Source organism: Bacillus cereus group sp. BfR-BA-01382 (assembly GCF_022663475.1).
Lineage (GTDB): Bacteria > Bacillota > Bacilli > Bacillales > Bacillaceae_G > Bacillus_A > Bacillus_A thuringiensis_S.
The window spans coordinates 16,556-31,689 of record NZ_JAKUFQ010000027.1 but is presented as its reverse complement, the minus strand read 5'-3'; the positions used below and the strand labels follow the sequence as shown (position 1 = coordinate 31,689).

Sequence of the window (15,134 nt, the reverse complement as noted above, 5' to 3'; positions counted from 1 at the left end):
ATTAATTCTCCTCCTTTTTATTCTTTAATTGATTGGATTCGTATAAAAACAACTTCTCATTTAAGTGAAAAACGCATTTTATAGCTTTCTCTATATTCTCTTTACTAAACTTCATTTTGCTCATACAGTCTTTGCAAAATAGCGATTCTTTGAGTTCTTCATCCGAATCTAAATTGATAGGCTGTTTCTTATTGCAATTGGGACAAAATACGTGAAACCTTAAATCAATTAGTCCCTCATTATCTGATAGCCCTAAAAATAATCGAATACATTCTTTTTCTGGTAATCCCGTTGATTTAGAGAGTCGAATTGGACAAATTTTGTTATATCCTCTATATATTTCTTTTTGGATATACACTTCTAATATTGGAATAAATAAGTTTGGTGGATACTCATCCCTAAGAACTTCATTTTCCTCAAAGGATATATTTAATTGTTTCGACAGCATAAAAACACCTCTTTTTTTATTGACTATAGTAAATTATAACATTATTATTATGATTGCGAAATGTTTAAATGAAACAATTATACAACCCCTTATACAGCACTATAATATAAGGTATTTAAGAGATATGAAATTTTAAAAAATTAATTTAAAAGGAGAAAATGATATGTTTTCATTAGAGCAATTAAATGAATTAAAAAAGTCGAATAAAGGAAACGAAATAGCAGAGGAATTGATTGCCAATATTGTGGTTTTACACGAAAGATTAAAATATGCTCATCGTTTTGCAAGACGAGACGATTGTTACGATGCTCCATATGTAGAGAAAACATTGAGCGAAATGGATGGAGAAGGAATCGAGTTTAGTGAAGAACGAATGAAGAAGTTAGCTAAAAAGGATGCTTTTATTAAGTCTCAGGTAGAAAGATTAAGTCTTGAAATTGTTTTTAATGCTTTTGTCTTGGGTGATTCAAACATGGAACGCATTTATAAAAGTTTATAACAAAAAAGAAGCTGTTGAAAAACAGCTTCTTTTTTAACCATTAGTCTACAAAACTAAATTCATATTCTAATATTTTAACGGTATCTCCATCTTTAGCTCCTCGTTCACGCAATGCGGAATCTACACCCATGCTACGCAATTGACGAGCAAAACGTTGTACAGATTCATGATGTGAGAAGTTAGTCATCTTGAATAGTTTTTCAAGCTCTTGACCAGATACAACGAATGTCCCATTGCTTTCTCTTGTGATAAATAGCTTATCTCTATCACTTTCGAATTTATAGGTTACATTCCCAACCTCTTCTTCATGTTGGGCAATCACACTTGATGGTGTTTTTTCTACCAAATCAGCTACACTGAATAAGAGTTCTCTTATTCCTTTTTGATTTAGTGTTGATATAGGGAAAATAGCTATATCATCATCTATTTCTTCCTTAAATATAGCTAAATTTTCTTCAGCATCAGGCATATCCATTTTACTGGCTACAATAACATGCGGTAATGAAACTAATCGTGCATCATATTCTTTTAATTCATTAATAATTGTTTTGTAATCCTCATAAGGGTTTCTTCCTTCTAATCCAGACATGTCAACCAAATGAACAATTACTTTCGTTCTTTCAATATGTCGCAAGAACTGATGTCCAAGTCCAACTCCTTGATGAGCTCCTTCAATCAGTCCTGGTAAATCAGCCATTACAAAGCTTCTATTGTCTTCTGTAGCCACAACACCTAAATTAGGTACTAATGTTGTGAAGTGATAATCAGCAATCTTAGGACGTGCTTTTGAAACAACTGATAGCAACGTTGACTTCCCTACACTTGGAAAACCAACTAATCCTACATCGGCCATTACTTTTAAATCTAAAACAAGGTCTCTCTCTTCTCCAGGCTCTCCATTCTCAGCAATGTTAGGAGCAGGATTTTTCGCAGTAGAAAAACATACATTTCCTCTACCACCACGACCACCTTTTACTATAATTGCTTCTTGTCCGTGGGTTACTAAATCAGCCAGTATTTGACCAGAATTTTCATCTTTAATAATTGTTCCTGGTGGAACCTTCAACATTAAATCTTCAGAGTTTCTTCCATGCTGACGTTTACTCATACCATGTTGTCCATTATCTGCTGAAAAGCGTCTTTTATAGCGGAAATCCATTAACGTTCGGAGTCCCTCATCTACTACAAAAACTACATTCCCTCCATTTCCGCCATTTCCACCCGCAGGACCACCGTTCGGAACATACTTTTCACGTCTAAAGGATATCATTCCGTTCCCGCCGTCTCCACCTTTTACACTTATCTTTGCTTGTTCTATAAACATTTTTTCACCAAACTTTATTTTATTTTTCCTCTAAAGAAATGCACAATTCATCTTCATTCATTTGATATGTAATAGAAAAATGATTATTCATTTCAAGATATTGTTGTATTGCATTGAGATTTTGTATCCGACCTCTATAATCAAAAAAGAAAGAATTTTTTTCAAGTATCTGGATTGTAATGCATATGTGATTCTCCATACACATATCAATTGAGTTGTTTAATATAAAAAATAGTTCTTTTGTCCAATAAAGCAATTTTTCATCTAAATATGAAACATCTTTATTTTCACCAAGAACTTCAAATGATAACTTACATGGATTGCTACACCAATTATAAGTGAGAATAAACTCGGAAAATTGGGGCATCTTTAAATTCATAAGATGTGACTCATGATTCGCTTCTGCTACAAACTCACGAATTAAACCATCTATTCGATGCATATCTCCCATGGATAAATGTATTTTAATCAATTGTAATCGGTTAAGCCAATCATGTCTGGAATGACGAAGTGCATCAAGAACCGTACTGTTTTTAGACATAAAAGAACCACCTTTTTATATAGAAAAACTCTAATCTCAACAAAGATTAGAGTTTCCTTTTATAAGAGTTATATTATGCTTCTTGAGAAACAGGATATACGCTTACTTGTTTACGGTCACGTCCAAGGCGTTCGAAACGTACAACACCGTCTGTTTTAGCGAATAAAGTATCATCTCCACCACGACCAACGTTCACTCCTGGATAAATCTTAGTTCCACGTTGACGGTAAAGAATAGAACCACCTGTTACAAGTTGACCATCTGCACGTTTTGCACCAAGGCGTTTTGATTGAGAATCACGACCATTCTTTGTACTACCTACACCCTTCTTAGATGCGAAAAACTGAAGTTCTAACTTTAACATAGTTACACCTCCTATTTTATTGTATGAATTTTTACGAATTTGCTGTATTCAGATTGGACAGTTTCCAACGAAACGACCATTCCTAATAATAAGACCTGTGCATTACGGTAAGCATCTCCTGATAAACTTGGTAAAGAGTATTGAAGGAATCCATCATTCATAGTTGTATGATGGTCGGCATGAACGCCACAAATCCTTTCAATGGCATTTACCGTTCCTATTACAACCGTGGATACTCCCGCACATACAATATCTTTTCCATGTTCAGCAAATTCAGCATGTCCTTTTACACTAAAAGACACAATATTTGAATCTTTTTTATTTATCACTATTTTTATCATTTTAAAATTTAAGCGTTGATTTTTTCAATTACAAGCTTCGTATAAGATTGACGATGACCTTGCTTTTTACGGTTGTTCTTCTTCGCTTTGTATTTAAAAACGATGATTTTCTTTGAACGACCTTGCTTTTCAACTTTAGCTGTTACTGAAGCGCCTTCAATTACAGGGCTTCCTACTTTAACAGCATCACCGCCAACGAATAAAACTTTATCAAAAGTAACAGTTTCTCCTGCCTCTATGTCCAACTTCTCAACATAGATAGTTTGACCTGCTTCAACTTTTAATTGTTTTCCGCCTGTTTCAATAATAGCGTACATACCTGCACCTCCTCATTTTACTAAGACTCGCCATAACAAGGTAGATAATAATTTATCATTTAGAAACCTTTCATGTGCGGTTGTAGTATATAGCTAATAGGTGCTATAAACTATAACAACGAGTATCTTATCACTTATTCTTTTTCAATGTCAACAGTTAATTAAAAATAAAAAGCCCTTATTTAGAAGGGCTTCAGTTTTTATCTGATTAATAATCAATATCGCATATAAGACAAGTGGTGTACTTCCACAAAACTGCATAGGTAATGCTAATGACTATTTGCAACGATTTTCTATATGTAGTTTATATATGAATGTGTTTATACTTTCTTCAATTCTTTCTTTAAATACATGAGGTACAAATCCGCAATGGGGAACATAAGTAACAAGGACCATTTCAATGCCGTAACTGTATCACCTTGATTTTGGTTCAACTGTCCCAAAATAGCCCATTCATATATCCACCACCCTACAGATAAACAAGTCAATGCACCGATGTAAGATAACAGAAACCCGATAATGTACAAAGGAATTACATACTCGTCATGGATATAACCTTTTAATCCAATCATTATCTTGAATCTAAGAATAATTCCTTTTATTAGTAAGTAGAACATCTTCACTTTGATTCATCCCCCTTTCGTTCGTCCATCCAACTTTATTTAAGTTATGAAGCTAACTTTAGCCCTTTATGCATTTTCAACTTATGTACGATATCTATGAAAGCAAATCGGTGTTCTTCTTCCAGAAAATCTAAATTGTTGTTTTTATAGTGAAAGAGCATGTACTGTGCCAACAACACATAAAAATCATCCTCGTATTTTACAATGAAGGGTTCCAACCTCTCTTCTTTTAAAAACCATGGCATAAGCCTTATATAACACTCTTGAATAAAATGCAGGGCATATTCGGAATGCCTCTTCTCCCTACTTTCAAGAACGGACCATTCCAAAGAAACAAAACCAAAGAATTCTAATAAAACTTTATTTATTTGAGGTTCAAGGAATCTAAACTTCATTGTGTTTGATAAAACAGGTTCTATCAGCTCAACTTCCTCTAATTTTTTCTTTTCAAAAAACTTATCAATCATTACCGCACCTCTTTTTTCATTAACTATAGTCAATGATAACATATTCAAATAAAAAAAGCATGTCTTTATAAACATGCTTTTTATCAAGATATTTAATTTAAAATAGTGAAATCTAAATCAATAAATATTTTCTGCAATTCTGATTTGTATTTTTCATTACCTGATTTTACAAAGACATATTTAAAGACACTCGTAAAAAATTTAATTCCATGACTTTTGAATTGTGGACATTCTAAAATCATGGGTGAATCGTTTAAATATTCTTCTATTATATTTGTATTTTTTGAACCAATTCCGATGTTATACCCATTATGCGTTCTTGTTATTTCTTCTATACCACTCATTGGACGAGTGAAGTGAAATTTAACAAGAACGTCAAATTCCCTTAATAAAAGTTCATCATCCCACTTTAGGTCTTTTTGAATCTCGTCAAATGTATAAACTAAATCATTATTTTTGTCCCCCATACTCGAATTTAGTAAAATTGCATACATTAGCTCTCTTGCCCTTGGATTTATTCGACTTAATATATTTCCAAATTCATTTATGTTTGCATCAACAACTTTGCTATTAATCCTTTTACGATTAAGACCAGTTAACATAAATGTTAACCCAAAGTAGTGTTCCCTTTCATGAAATACTGGTTTATATGAATTGTATTCAAATTTTAATTCTTTTTTCATATATTCATTGATTAACTTTAATTTATCTAAAGATAATTTCTCAATTTCTTTGCCAATGTCTACAATGTCAATAACATTTAACTCAAACGTTTCAAATTTAGGTAATTTATAATATTTCTTTTTTTCTCCAATCATAAATACATTCAATATCTTAAATTTTTTATCCCAATCATATTTTTGAAATTTACTTGTACAATCTAACACTTTATCTTTGGTATTTGTTGATGTAATTTGATAACTCACACCTGCTTTTTCATCCCCTAAATCTATACTTGGAGCATTTGTATCCTCGTAGTTTAAATTTTTTAAATTTAAATCATATATGATGTTAAACAAATCACAGAAAAAGGTTTCTGCTCTTACGTTTTCAACAATAGTATTTGCTTTTGTATCCAATTTCAATTTTATTGCAATCCTTGCTAATTCATCAGTTATTTCATTTATCACGTCTGTTCTAACAAATAGTGCCATATGAGTTCACTCCACTAAATAAATTTTCATTTAATTTATTGTATCCTCCACTAAAACAAAAGGAAACTCATATGAGTTTCCTTAATTTAATACTGTGAAATTTAAATTTAAAATTAATTTTTCAAAGTATTCATCTAATTGTTTTTTATTTTTACTTTTTGTTTTTAAAAAGTCATATAACATATTAAACCATTCGTTTCCATCCTTACTATAGGAAAGACACAACAAATATTTATTGTAACACTCCCAATCATCAATGTCCCTAATTATATCTATTATATCCATTTCGTTTTTTACATCAACCCAACCTTTCCTTCTCAATATGTTTAATTCTTTAATGAATATATCTTCACTCCATTTAAGTCTTTTTAAAATGTCATAAGAATCAAAAGAAATCCCTCCATCTTCAACATCAACAGACTTCATCATGATGGCATAAATAAGCGTTCTTGTTGTTCTATCTAAATCACTTAACTCTTCAGAAAACTGATTAATTATTTTCTTACCTGTTTTTCGGTATTCACTTATAAAATACTTTTTTAAGAATTTTGAATACGTCCCTTTTTTTAATTGACCGTCTATATATTCATCATTATTTTTCAATAACGGTCCCTCAGATATTAAATATTTCAATATTTTTTCTTGTTTTGGATACGGTAATTTACATATTTCTTTTATAATTTTGGGTATGTCAATTATTTTATCTAAATCGAAATCATACTCTGGAAAATCTTTATATGTTTTCTTTGTGCCAATAATAAATATATATAAGCTATCATATACTTCATTCCACTTGAATTTTTTAAATTTTTGTAATGATTCCTTGATTTTTTCTCTATCATTTCTTGAGGTTATTTGATAGCAAACTTTAGCCTTTTCATCTCCTAAATCAATGCCTGGTGTATTTTGAATTTGGTCATTTAAATTCTTTAACTTGTATCCATACATTAAATTAAAAAGTCCAGAAAAAAACATTTCTGCATCTTTATTATCATCCGTATAGTCTAATTTATTTTCAATTTCTATAATTGTTTTAATTACACCTAATTGATAAGCAAAATCCTTTTTTAAATTCTTTTGAAAGGTTTTCAATTTGCACCATTCCTTTTCGAATATAAAGAGCATACAGAATAACCCTGTATACTCTTCATTTTGTTATTAATAATGTGAATTCTCCATTCTATACTTAGCAAATTCGAATGTCTCATAGCTAATTGGATATCCGAGTTCTTTCACCTCTACTATTACTTCTTTTTCTATTATCTCATCCTTATCTAAAACCTGTAAAACAAATACTTTTTCTTCTTCATTACTATTTATATATTTACAAACTTTATTTTCTCCATCTACTTCCCGAATCATAAAAGGTTTTTCTTCTAAAGAAAATTTAGCTTTATTCATTTTAAAGAAATCCCAATCGAATTCTCCATCCTTGATTCGACCAAATTTAGAAAAATCATTATCTCTCATGTAGTACCCTTCCACAGTACCACCTAAAGCACCCATTTCATACCCAAAACATTGACAAAGTGTAGCAAAGTCACAGGTAGGTGATAAGTCGCAAGAACCACAGCAACGATTATCTTGAAAAACTGGACATTGATTTTCTTCTAAAGGGATTCGAAACGCCTCTCTTCTTCTTTCGTTACGTCTTCCCAAGCTTGTACACTCGAATACTTCTCTTTTCCGTAAACCATGCTTTTCATCATGCTTATCCACAATTCTTCTCAACATATTAATTAATACACTCATTTTCATTTCCTCCTAAAATCAATTCAAATAAATACCTGTTTTTTTTATCTTCCAGACATTATATGCAATAAACATTAAATCTAAAAGTTTGTAGGTATGAATAATAGAATGCAAATGGAGAAAAACAACTATATTGATAAAAACAAAGAAAAGAGGAGTGTTTTATATGGAAAAGATTATTTCCACAACAATCTCTTTGCTCTGTAGTTTATATACTTAATATGCACTAACAAGGAATATAGAAGATATACATCACCCTTCAGAAAAAGTTTATATCATTAAAGGTAGTGTATCTATTGTTAGCACATTATTTGCGTGGTTAACATTAAACAAGCAATTCATTCTATTTATAATCGTGTAAAAGAGGTGACACTATGATATTTAATATCTTTATTTTTGTTTTAGTAGTAACCATTATGTTTTATGGAGTTTTTCTTTTCATTATCGCAACTCCATGTTTAGGGTCTTTTAATAGACCTCTTATGATGGAGTCTCTAATCATAATGGTTTTTTCGTTATCATTTGGAATTATCTATATGTTTTTCATGAGTGGATTAATAACATAGACTTAATACAAGAGCAGGTATTCACCTGTTCTTTTTTACTATCTACAATTGTCAGACATTTTTTGAGAAAATTAAGTTTTTCGAATATTTAATTTACTAAAAACTGGTTTATTGATATGATTTAATTACAACATTTGGGAAGAGGGGATTTTATGAACACTAAGTTTTTGACCCAAGAAGCTTTGGCTAAACTCTTAGATGAATGGTATAGAGAGATAAAGAAACAAAATGTCGATATGGCCACGAAATTACGAGAAGAAGTAGTTGGATATGTCAAAAATAATAAGTTGAGTGAAACATCTCAATTCCATTATCACTTAATCTCATTTCGCCATCAGGTTCTAACGGATGGAATTCATATCGGGCAAGACTCATTTGATAAAATCAATGAGTTTCCAGTTCCTTCAGATAACGTATTATCCTACTATTATCACCTATTCAAGGCGATTTACTGCACTTTCTTATTGAACATAAAAGAAGCTCATTATCATTTTGATGAAGCATCTTACCTCTTAGAGAGTATTTCGGATGAATTAGAAAAGGCAGAGTTCTATTATCGAACTGCTGTATTGTATCACCATAATAACCAATCTATGTTGGCAATTAAAAATACATTAAAGGCGAAAGAAATTTATGAACAATATCCAGGGAACGAATTGAATATAGCATCCTGCGAAAATGCATTTGCCTCTACATGTGTTTTGTTGCAACAATATGAACAAGCTGAAGAGAGCTACAATACCGCTATTACTCTATTGCAAAAAGCAAATAAAGATGATTTAGTTCTACGTATTCGAAATAACTTAGGTTGGCTTTATGCGAGTCAAAACCTATCTGAATTGGCAATACGTCACTTATCTGAAGTATCAGAGAACATACCGAATCATTTTAAAGCTATTTTTTTACAAGCCAGAGAGTATTACAAATTAAATGAACTGACAACAGCAGGGTCATTTATTGAAAAAGGTTCTTCTATCTGTCACCAGTTAGGAAATGAAGAATATAAATGGCATTTTGCTATTTTAAAAGCATTAACAAGTGGAGCTTCTATTGAAGAAACCGATGAAGTGGTGTCGTTAGGACTTACTTATTTTGAAAAAGAAAGTCTATGGGAATATGTAAATGAATATAGTGAAATGTTAGCAGTGAAATACTACAGTGTAGAAAATCATCAAAAAGCTTCTCATTATTTCTTTAAAGCACATGAAGCGAAAAAAGAATTGGATAAAAAAGGAGCGTTACAATGATGAAAAAATTCAAAATTGCCCTATTAGGTTTTGTATCTGTAGCAGTATTATCAATTGGATTAAATTCTGGAACCGAAACACAAAAAGCATCCCCTGTTACCGAGAACGCAACTCATGTCATTTACTACTCACACGCTGATGTTTGGTAAGTTATGTTCCTAACATACAAAAAGGAGATAGATTCGTTTCTACCTCCTTTTTCCTATTTAACCTTAAAAATTCTATAGCAATAGATTTCATCAATAAAATCTTCATCATATAAATACTCGGCAGTCAGTGTTTGTGTACCGATGTATTTCCCCCACTTACACCATCTCCAACCACCCCATGGAGACTGGTCCACCTTCCTTACTCTTGTCAAAGCAACTACATATTTCTCTTTTGACGTTTCTAATTCAGGAATATACTCTAAAATTTGTTGAGGATTATCGCAAACACCATTGCAACTAACATAACGTTCTTCTGTGTCTACAATTGGTTCATACTTATCAATAATCTGAACACCACAAATTTCTAATAAGAAATGAAAATTAAATTCAAATCCTGATTTCGCTAAATACATCCCTTTACCCATTCTCATTTTATTCCTACGCTTTTTTAACGCCTTTAAATCTACTAACATTAGGATTCACAACCTTCTTTATTAGTTTCAATGTTTTTATTTTTTTGCTCTTCTAATTCTTGTAGTAATTTTTGAATTCCTTCAATTGATTCGAGCTTTTCACTCTTTAAATCTTTTACAGTTTCATATTCCTTAAATGCCATCGAATGTAATTCTTCCATAGATAACATGGATTTTGAAAGTCCTTTTCGTTTAAGAAATTTCCAAAGAAGTTCTTGTAATAGATAACTCTCCACCGCTTGCATATTTAATGTGCGTAAATTGTAATATTCATCCTCTAATAGTTCACTTTTATTTGGAGCATTTTCGATTTTTAAGAGAGGTCTGTAGATATTCACAGCATGATTTAAATAACTCCTTTCAATATCTGATAAGGAATCATAACGATTCACCATTTCCAACAGAACTTCTTTTCTTTTCATTCCTACTTCATCCCTTCTGCTTGATTCAAGTAATCCAATCCCTTTTTGTATCGCTTCTGTAGACTTTTATGTTTTTCAGTAATAACAGGGATACGAGTCAAATCCATATTGTGCAAGATATCTTCTTTCTTCACTTTACAACCAAGTTCATCTTCAGAAGAGCGTTTAACGAATTCCATATAGGTTTCATCAGGTCTTCGAGTGACAGAATCAATTCCTCTAATGATTCTTTCTGGGAACCCTTCTGAACGGAAAAATTCATCTGTTAGTCCTGCATCCTCTTTTGTATCATGTAAAACCCCTACTATCTTCTCATCAATCATTTCTAACTGATTCATCACATGCAGAGGGTGTAGAATGTATGGGTTTCCACCTTTATCTGTCTGTCCTTCATGAGCCTCAAATGCGATTTGAATGGCTTTTTGTAATAGAGGATATCCTTCAGCTTTTTTTATTTCTTCTTTCACTATTTGCACAATCTCTTTAGTCATACTAAACCGCTCCTTTAGCAAACAATCCATATATTTATAATTCTTTCGAAATTCCATATTTCTCAACAAACTTATAGAAGTTACTATCAGGTTGAATATTTAACGCTAATTTAGCAAATCCATCTGCTAATTCATTAAAATCATCACCAGTATGTGCATCTACTTTACAGAACGTCACCTCAATATCAGGGTTTTCAGCAAAGAATTTCTGCATCCATTGATAATAAGTCTCCGAAAATTGATTATCTCTTTTCCAATATCCAGTAGCGTGGAGAGCAACACCTTCATAATCAAAGAAAATGACCAACTTTTTAGGCTTTTTCTTTTTCGCTACTAAAAGAGCTTTCATCGTACCAAGTAATTCTCCACCTATTTGTTGCATAGTAACTGCATCTTTATTACTTCCCACTCCATTATCAACATGAACGACTGTTTTTCCATCTTCTACACAAATCAATCCATATGAGTAATTCTCGATTTCTTTACTGAAACTTCCGTCAACATAACAATGAAGAGCATCTTTCGGATAAGACTCATCACTTTTTCGAATGTATGGCTCTTCCTGTTGGAGAAACGCTTCAGCTTCTTCTCTTGTAGGGAATCCTTTGTATTCAGAAGCAATACCATGCGATTTCTTATTCACACCTTGAACCAATGATGCAGTTTCATTCCACGAAGTTAAAATTAAATTTGAAACAACCTCATTTTTTTGTTTATCAAATCCCTTTTTGACTGCATAAAATTTATTTTTAGCCATGTCACATCTCTCCCTATAATATATTCAATCGTTCTTCTTATATAAAAGTGTTTGAAACGCTGTAATTTAACTATCCTTTTAGTAAATCATACATATAATATTAACTATAGTCAACATAAAAAGGCGTATAAAAATCATACACCTTTTTTCAATTCAACTTATCTTATTCTGTCATAATGTAGATTTCAAATACAATTAACTGAATCTCAGTCCTAATTTAGATATAATATCAATCTCATCACATCCTGCTAATTCATTATTTCTCCATGAATACGAATGTATGAACCAGGATAACGTTTGTTTTACCATGTTAAGGTAGAATAATAAATCAACATGTAAATCATGATTGGTTTTACCTTCTATAGAATCTTGATAAGACACCCTATCTGAATTTGGCTTAAGGTTAACCTTACCTAACCAAAATGCAATTTGTTTGAATCGGTCTTGTAAATCCTTAGGCTTCTTATAAACCACAGCCATATATAATCTTTTCTTTCCTTCTCTTTCATCTAAACAGTAAATGCTTTCTTCTCCTTCGATTATTTTAGATTTTAATAAAGAAGGACGATTTGCATCGCTTGAGAAAGTATTTGATTTTGTTATCGAAAAACATTCCTGTATAATGCCATTTATTTCCTCCCTATGCTCGCTTGTAAATGGTGCATAAGCAAAGCGTTCATGAGTTATATAGTCTAACGCTAACAGAAGTGTTTCTATAACGATTAATAGTTGTTCTTCCATCGCTCCTTCTTCTTTTAATTTCGGTAGCATCTCTATTAATTCTTGCGTATACATATATATAAGATGTCGTTCATGAAAGCTTTCAGGAGATAATAAGTCTACTTCGTCATGTAAGTAAGGCAACCATTCTTTTTCAATTGCTAATTTTACCTCATCACCATCTTTAGCGTAATGATGCAGAGATAGTAGTTTCGTTCCATTTTTGAATTCTTCAGCTATGATATTCTTAATTTCTGTTGTCATAATTGCACCTATCCTTTTTCATATGTAAATTAACTACACCTTTTGTATAAACCTTCTCTATTTTAGCAAAGTTGTATCTGCTTCATAACTAATTACATTATTCAATTTATATAAAACAATAAAAAGAGTAGCTATCTGTATAAAACAGCTACTCTTCTGATTTTATTTTAGCTCTTTATAATCTACTGGTAGTTCTGATGGAAGGTTTTTATCCTTGAAAAGATTACGATTCACTTTAGAACTATTAGAATTGTAATCTTTCACAATACTTTGATATTGCATAAGATATCCATCTATGTTTTGTTGTAAGAAAGAATGTTTTGAACGAATATCTTTTGTCCATGTGTTTGGCTCACCATATAGAGATTCTATATCTTTTAAACTCTTCTCAGCGTTTTGAATGTTTTGAACCATCGCTTTTGCTCCATTATATCCATCTTTAAACTGTTCATAGTTTGTAAGTGCATTATCAGCATTAAGCGTTTTGTCAATAACTCCCGTTGTCGTGTCTATCGCTTTACTTGCTACATGTGCGGGAAAAAAGATAACTTTCACTGCTACACCTAAAAAGGATAAAGCAAAAAGGGTCAGAATAATTTTAAATGTAGTTTTCATTATTGATTCTCCCCTTGTTCTTTTGGATTTGAAACTTGAACCTTTTCGTTATTTTTCGAAAGTTCCTCCATTTGTTTATTTGCTACTTCCATCTGTTTTTTATATTGAGTTGTGTTTTGTTGTTCAGACTCATCAACTTGTGTAGAAATAGTGCCATACCCTTCTTCAATCTTATAAGGAACAGGACTAACAAAATAATCCCCCCTATGCTGATGAATAAGACCAGCAGGGTCAAACCAAAAAACATACGTTTCACTTGAGCCATATGTGCCCATTTCATCTGGTGCCTCTACAAGTGTACCTGTCCCTGAACTATACGCTTGTGATGTAGTAAGTCTTTTATTTCCACTGGTTACTTTCCCCTTTACAGGAAAACGACCAATTACACGACCTGCACTCATAGGATAAATCCATTGAAGAGTATTTGGGTCATTTGACACCAATATACGTTGACGAATATTTTCACGTTCCAAACTCTTAGTAATATTAGGTGTTTTTGTTTCCCCCATTAAATGTTTCGCATTTGCAACTTTCGCTTGTTGCTGTCTGCTCATTTCGTCATCTTCTACACAACCTGTTAACATAACTGTTGCAATTGCCATTGGTATTACAAATTTAAGCGTCTTTTTCATGTTTCTTTTTTCTCCTCTCATGTCTTTCATTACCAATCCAAAATTTCAAGTTTCACAATTAAATCATATATTTATTCATTGACTATTGTCAATGAAATTATTTTATAAAATAAAAAAGAACGTACGGATTAACCATACGTTCTTTTACAGACCTTATTTTTTCACAACTAAGAATTTGTAATCATCAAAATATGTAGAGTCATCTACCACAATTAGATTAAAGAATTTTAAAATTTTATCTAATGAAGTATGACATTCTTCCCACATATTCGTATTGCTAATAATAGCTTGTTCTGTTTGCCCAACTACGATTGCATAAATCTCATTTAGACCTTGCTTTAAAATGGAAATATCACCTTCAATATCTCTTCCATCGTCTTCTAATTCACGAATTCGTTCAATTTCATCTTGTACGATTTCATAATTAAAGATATTTGCAGGGTTATAGTCATAACTTGCGATAGGTTCATCTTCATTCCCTTGGTAGTTATGAATTCTAAAATTATCATTATCCGAATCTAATTCAACTACAGTAACAAGCTCTCCATTAATCATGATTTTAATAGATGGATAGGCATCATCATTTACTGCAAGTGCTGAGATTTCACCTTTTGCTGTATTGATTGCCATTGTGTTTTTAACTGTTGTCATTTTACTTTCCTCCAATATTAATTCATTTAATTTAAAATACCTGTTTTATAGTTTCGTTTATTACATACATCTACATGTTTGTTTATTTGGATTATTAACAAAAGAAAAAACTTACTATTATTAATTAAGTCTTCCTCTTGTTTCTATACAACTTCTAATCAAACTTGAAAACTCTTCTAATGAATAGTTAAATCCATTCATTTCAGAAATTATTATATTAAACTCCTCATCCTTAATACACTCTTCCTCTAAATCTAATAGTACCTCGTTCAGTTGATTTAATAATAAAATTTGTTTAGCTGTCATCGTAGACCCTC

General features: G+C 31.5%; 23 protein-coding genes and 1 other annotated feature. Of the genes, 3 read left to right on the top strand and 20 right to left on the bottom strand.

Annotated features, from left to right (window positions below; genetic code table 11):
- Nucleotide 1 precedes the first annotated feature (1 nt).
- Nucleotides 2-448: a hypothetical protein gene (locus MR160_RS13545; protein WP_242297545.1), complete on the bottom strand. Its 447-nt coding sequence runs from the start codon at nucleotides 446-448 to the stop codon at nucleotides 2-4.
- A 163-nt stretch (nucleotides 449-611) separates the two neighbouring features.
- Between MR160_RS13545 and MR160_RS13540 the strand changes: the two genes are divergently transcribed.
- A complete protein-coding gene (locus tag MR160_RS13540; protein ID WP_242297544.1) occupies nucleotides 612-947 on the top strand; it encodes a hypothetical protein in 336 nt (111 codons plus the stop codon).
- Nucleotides 948-987: 40 nt separating this feature from the next.
- Here the strand turns inward: MR160_RS13540 and obgE are convergent, their stop codons facing one another.
- The 10 genes from obgE to MR160_RS13490 all read right to left on the bottom strand — a co-directional run bounded on the left by obgE (nucleotide 988) and on the right by MR160_RS13490 (nucleotide 7,830).
- Nucleotides 988-2,271 (bottom strand): GTPase ObgE, encoded by a 1,284-nt coding sequence (obgE, locus tag MR160_RS13535; RefSeq protein ID WP_242297543.1) that lies wholly within the window; start codon nucleotides 2,269-2,271, stop codon nucleotides 988-990.
- A gap of 19 nt (nucleotides 2,272-2,290) precedes the next feature.
- Nucleotides 2,291-2,812, bottom strand: coding sequence for a Spo0B C-terminal domain-containing protein (locus MR160_RS13530; protein ID WP_242297542.1), 522 nt, complete (start codon nucleotides 2,810-2,812; stop codon nucleotides 2,291-2,293).
- A gap of 73 nt (nucleotides 2,813-2,885) precedes the next feature.
- The gene (gene rpmA, locus MR160_RS13525) at nucleotides 2,886-3,176 is read right to left on the bottom strand and encodes a 50S ribosomal protein L27 (RefSeq protein WP_000915492.1); all 291 of its coding nucleotides are present in this window, start codon (nucleotides 3,174-3,176) and stop codon (nucleotides 2,886-2,888) included.
- 11 nt (nucleotides 3,177-3,187) lie between these two features.
- Nucleotides 3,188-3,517, bottom strand: a complete 330-nt coding sequence (locus MR160_RS13520) for a ribosomal-processing cysteine protease Prp (RefSeq protein ID WP_255805096.1) — start codon at nucleotides 3,515-3,517, stop codon at nucleotides 3,188-3,190.
- An 8-nt stretch (nucleotides 3,518-3,525) separates the two neighbouring features.
- The gene (rplU, locus tag MR160_RS13515) at nucleotides 3,526-3,834 is read right to left on the bottom strand and encodes a 50S ribosomal protein L21 (protein ID WP_086877273.1); all 309 of its coding nucleotides are present in this window, start codon (nucleotides 3,832-3,834) and stop codon (nucleotides 3,526-3,528) included.
- Nucleotides 3,835-3,847: 13 nt separating this feature from the next.
- Nucleotides 3,848-3,926: a sequence feature (ribosomal protein L21 leader region), on the bottom strand.
- A gap of 228 nt (nucleotides 3,927-4,154) precedes the next feature.
- Nucleotides 4,155-4,451 (bottom strand): hypothetical protein, encoded by a 297-nt coding sequence (locus MR160_RS13510; RefSeq protein WP_242297590.1) that lies wholly within the window; start codon nucleotides 4,449-4,451, stop codon nucleotides 4,155-4,157.
- Nucleotides 4,452-4,501: 50 nt separating this feature from the next.
- Entirely contained in the window at nucleotides 4,502-4,924 is a 423-nt protein-coding gene (locus MR160_RS13505; RefSeq protein WP_242297538.1) for a hypothetical protein, read from the bottom strand.
- 92 nt (nucleotides 4,925-5,016) lie between these two features.
- Nucleotides 5,017-6,078: an SMEK domain-containing protein gene (locus MR160_RS13500; protein ID WP_061662540.1), complete on the bottom strand. Its 1,062-nt coding sequence runs from the start codon at nucleotides 6,076-6,078 to the stop codon at nucleotides 5,017-5,019.
- Nucleotides 6,079-6,159: 81 nt separating this feature from the next.
- Nucleotides 6,160-7,170: an SMEK domain-containing protein gene (locus tag MR160_RS13495; RefSeq protein WP_242297537.1), complete on the bottom strand. Its 1,011-nt coding sequence runs from the start codon at nucleotides 7,168-7,170 to the stop codon at nucleotides 6,160-6,162.
- 66 nt (nucleotides 7,171-7,236) lie between these two features.
- A complete protein-coding gene (locus MR160_RS13490; protein WP_242297535.1) occupies nucleotides 7,237-7,830 on the bottom strand; it encodes a hypothetical protein in 594 nt (197 codons plus the stop codon).
- A 718-nt stretch (nucleotides 7,831-8,548) separates the two neighbouring features.
- Between MR160_RS13490 and MR160_RS13485 the strand changes: the two genes are divergently transcribed.
- Nucleotides 8,549-9,643 (top strand): tetratricopeptide repeat protein, encoded by a 1,095-nt coding sequence (locus MR160_RS13485; protein ID WP_242297533.1) that lies wholly within the window; start codon nucleotides 8,549-8,551, stop codon nucleotides 9,641-9,643.
- Nucleotides 9,640-9,792 carry a Phr family secreted Rap phosphatase inhibitor gene (locus MR160_RS13480; protein ID WP_242297532.1) on the top strand — a complete coding sequence of 51 codons (153 nt, stop codon included), beginning with the start codon at nucleotides 9,640-9,642 and terminating at the stop codon, nucleotides 9,790-9,792. The genes MR160_RS13485 and MR160_RS13480 overlap by 4 nt, the downstream gene beginning before the upstream one ends.
- 53 nt (nucleotides 9,793-9,845) lie before the next feature.
- Here the strand turns inward: MR160_RS13480 and MR160_RS13475 are convergent, their stop codons facing one another.
- From MR160_RS13475 to MR160_RS13435, 9 genes are all read right to left on the bottom strand, one after another.
- Nucleotides 9,846-10,265 carry a hypothetical protein gene (locus tag MR160_RS13475; protein ID WP_242297531.1) on the bottom strand — a complete coding sequence of 140 codons (420 nt, stop codon included), beginning with the start codon at nucleotides 10,263-10,265 and terminating at the stop codon, nucleotides 9,846-9,848.
- Nucleotides 10,265-10,687 (bottom strand): hypothetical protein, encoded by a 423-nt coding sequence (locus MR160_RS13470; RefSeq protein WP_098367195.1) that lies wholly within the window; start codon nucleotides 10,685-10,687, stop codon nucleotides 10,265-10,267. Before MR160_RS13470 ends, MR160_RS13475 begins: the two co-directional genes overlap by 1 nt.
- A 2-nt stretch (nucleotides 10,688-10,689) precedes the next feature.
- Nucleotides 10,690-11,178 (bottom strand): hypothetical protein, encoded by a 489-nt coding sequence (locus MR160_RS13465; protein WP_242297530.1) that lies wholly within the window; start codon nucleotides 11,176-11,178, stop codon nucleotides 10,690-10,692.
- Nucleotides 11,179-11,212: 34 nt separating this feature from the next.
- Nucleotides 11,213-11,935: a ribonuclease H1 domain-containing protein gene (locus tag MR160_RS13460; protein WP_242297529.1), complete on the bottom strand. Its 723-nt coding sequence runs from the start codon at nucleotides 11,933-11,935 to the stop codon at nucleotides 11,213-11,215.
- Nucleotides 11,936-12,130: 195 nt separating this feature from the next.
- The gene (locus MR160_RS13455) at nucleotides 12,131-12,919 is read right to left on the bottom strand and encodes a hypothetical protein (RefSeq protein WP_242297528.1); all 789 of its coding nucleotides are present in this window, start codon (nucleotides 12,917-12,919) and stop codon (nucleotides 12,131-12,133) included.
- Between the two features lie 162 nt (nucleotides 12,920-13,081).
- Entirely contained in the window at nucleotides 13,082-13,534 is a 453-nt protein-coding gene (locus MR160_RS13450; protein ID WP_242297527.1) for a hypothetical protein, read from the bottom strand.
- The gene (locus tag MR160_RS13445; protein WP_000751884.1) at nucleotides 13,534-14,166 is read right to left on the bottom strand and encodes a hypothetical protein; all 633 of its coding nucleotides are present in this window, start codon (nucleotides 14,164-14,166) and stop codon (nucleotides 13,534-13,536) included. The genes MR160_RS13450 and MR160_RS13445 overlap by 1 nt, the downstream gene beginning before the upstream one ends.
- Before the next feature lie 153 nt (nucleotides 14,167-14,319).
- Nucleotides 14,320-14,817 carry a hypothetical protein gene (locus MR160_RS13440; protein WP_242297520.1) on the bottom strand — a complete coding sequence of 166 codons (498 nt, stop codon included), beginning with the start codon at nucleotides 14,815-14,817 and terminating at the stop codon, nucleotides 14,320-14,322.
- A 120-nt stretch (nucleotides 14,818-14,937) separates the two neighbouring features.
- Nucleotides 14,938-15,123, bottom strand: a complete 186-nt coding sequence (locus MR160_RS13435) for a hypothetical protein (protein ID WP_098297118.1) — start codon at nucleotides 15,121-15,123, stop codon at nucleotides 14,938-14,940.
- Between the last annotated feature and the right edge of the window lie 11 nt (nucleotides 15,124-15,134).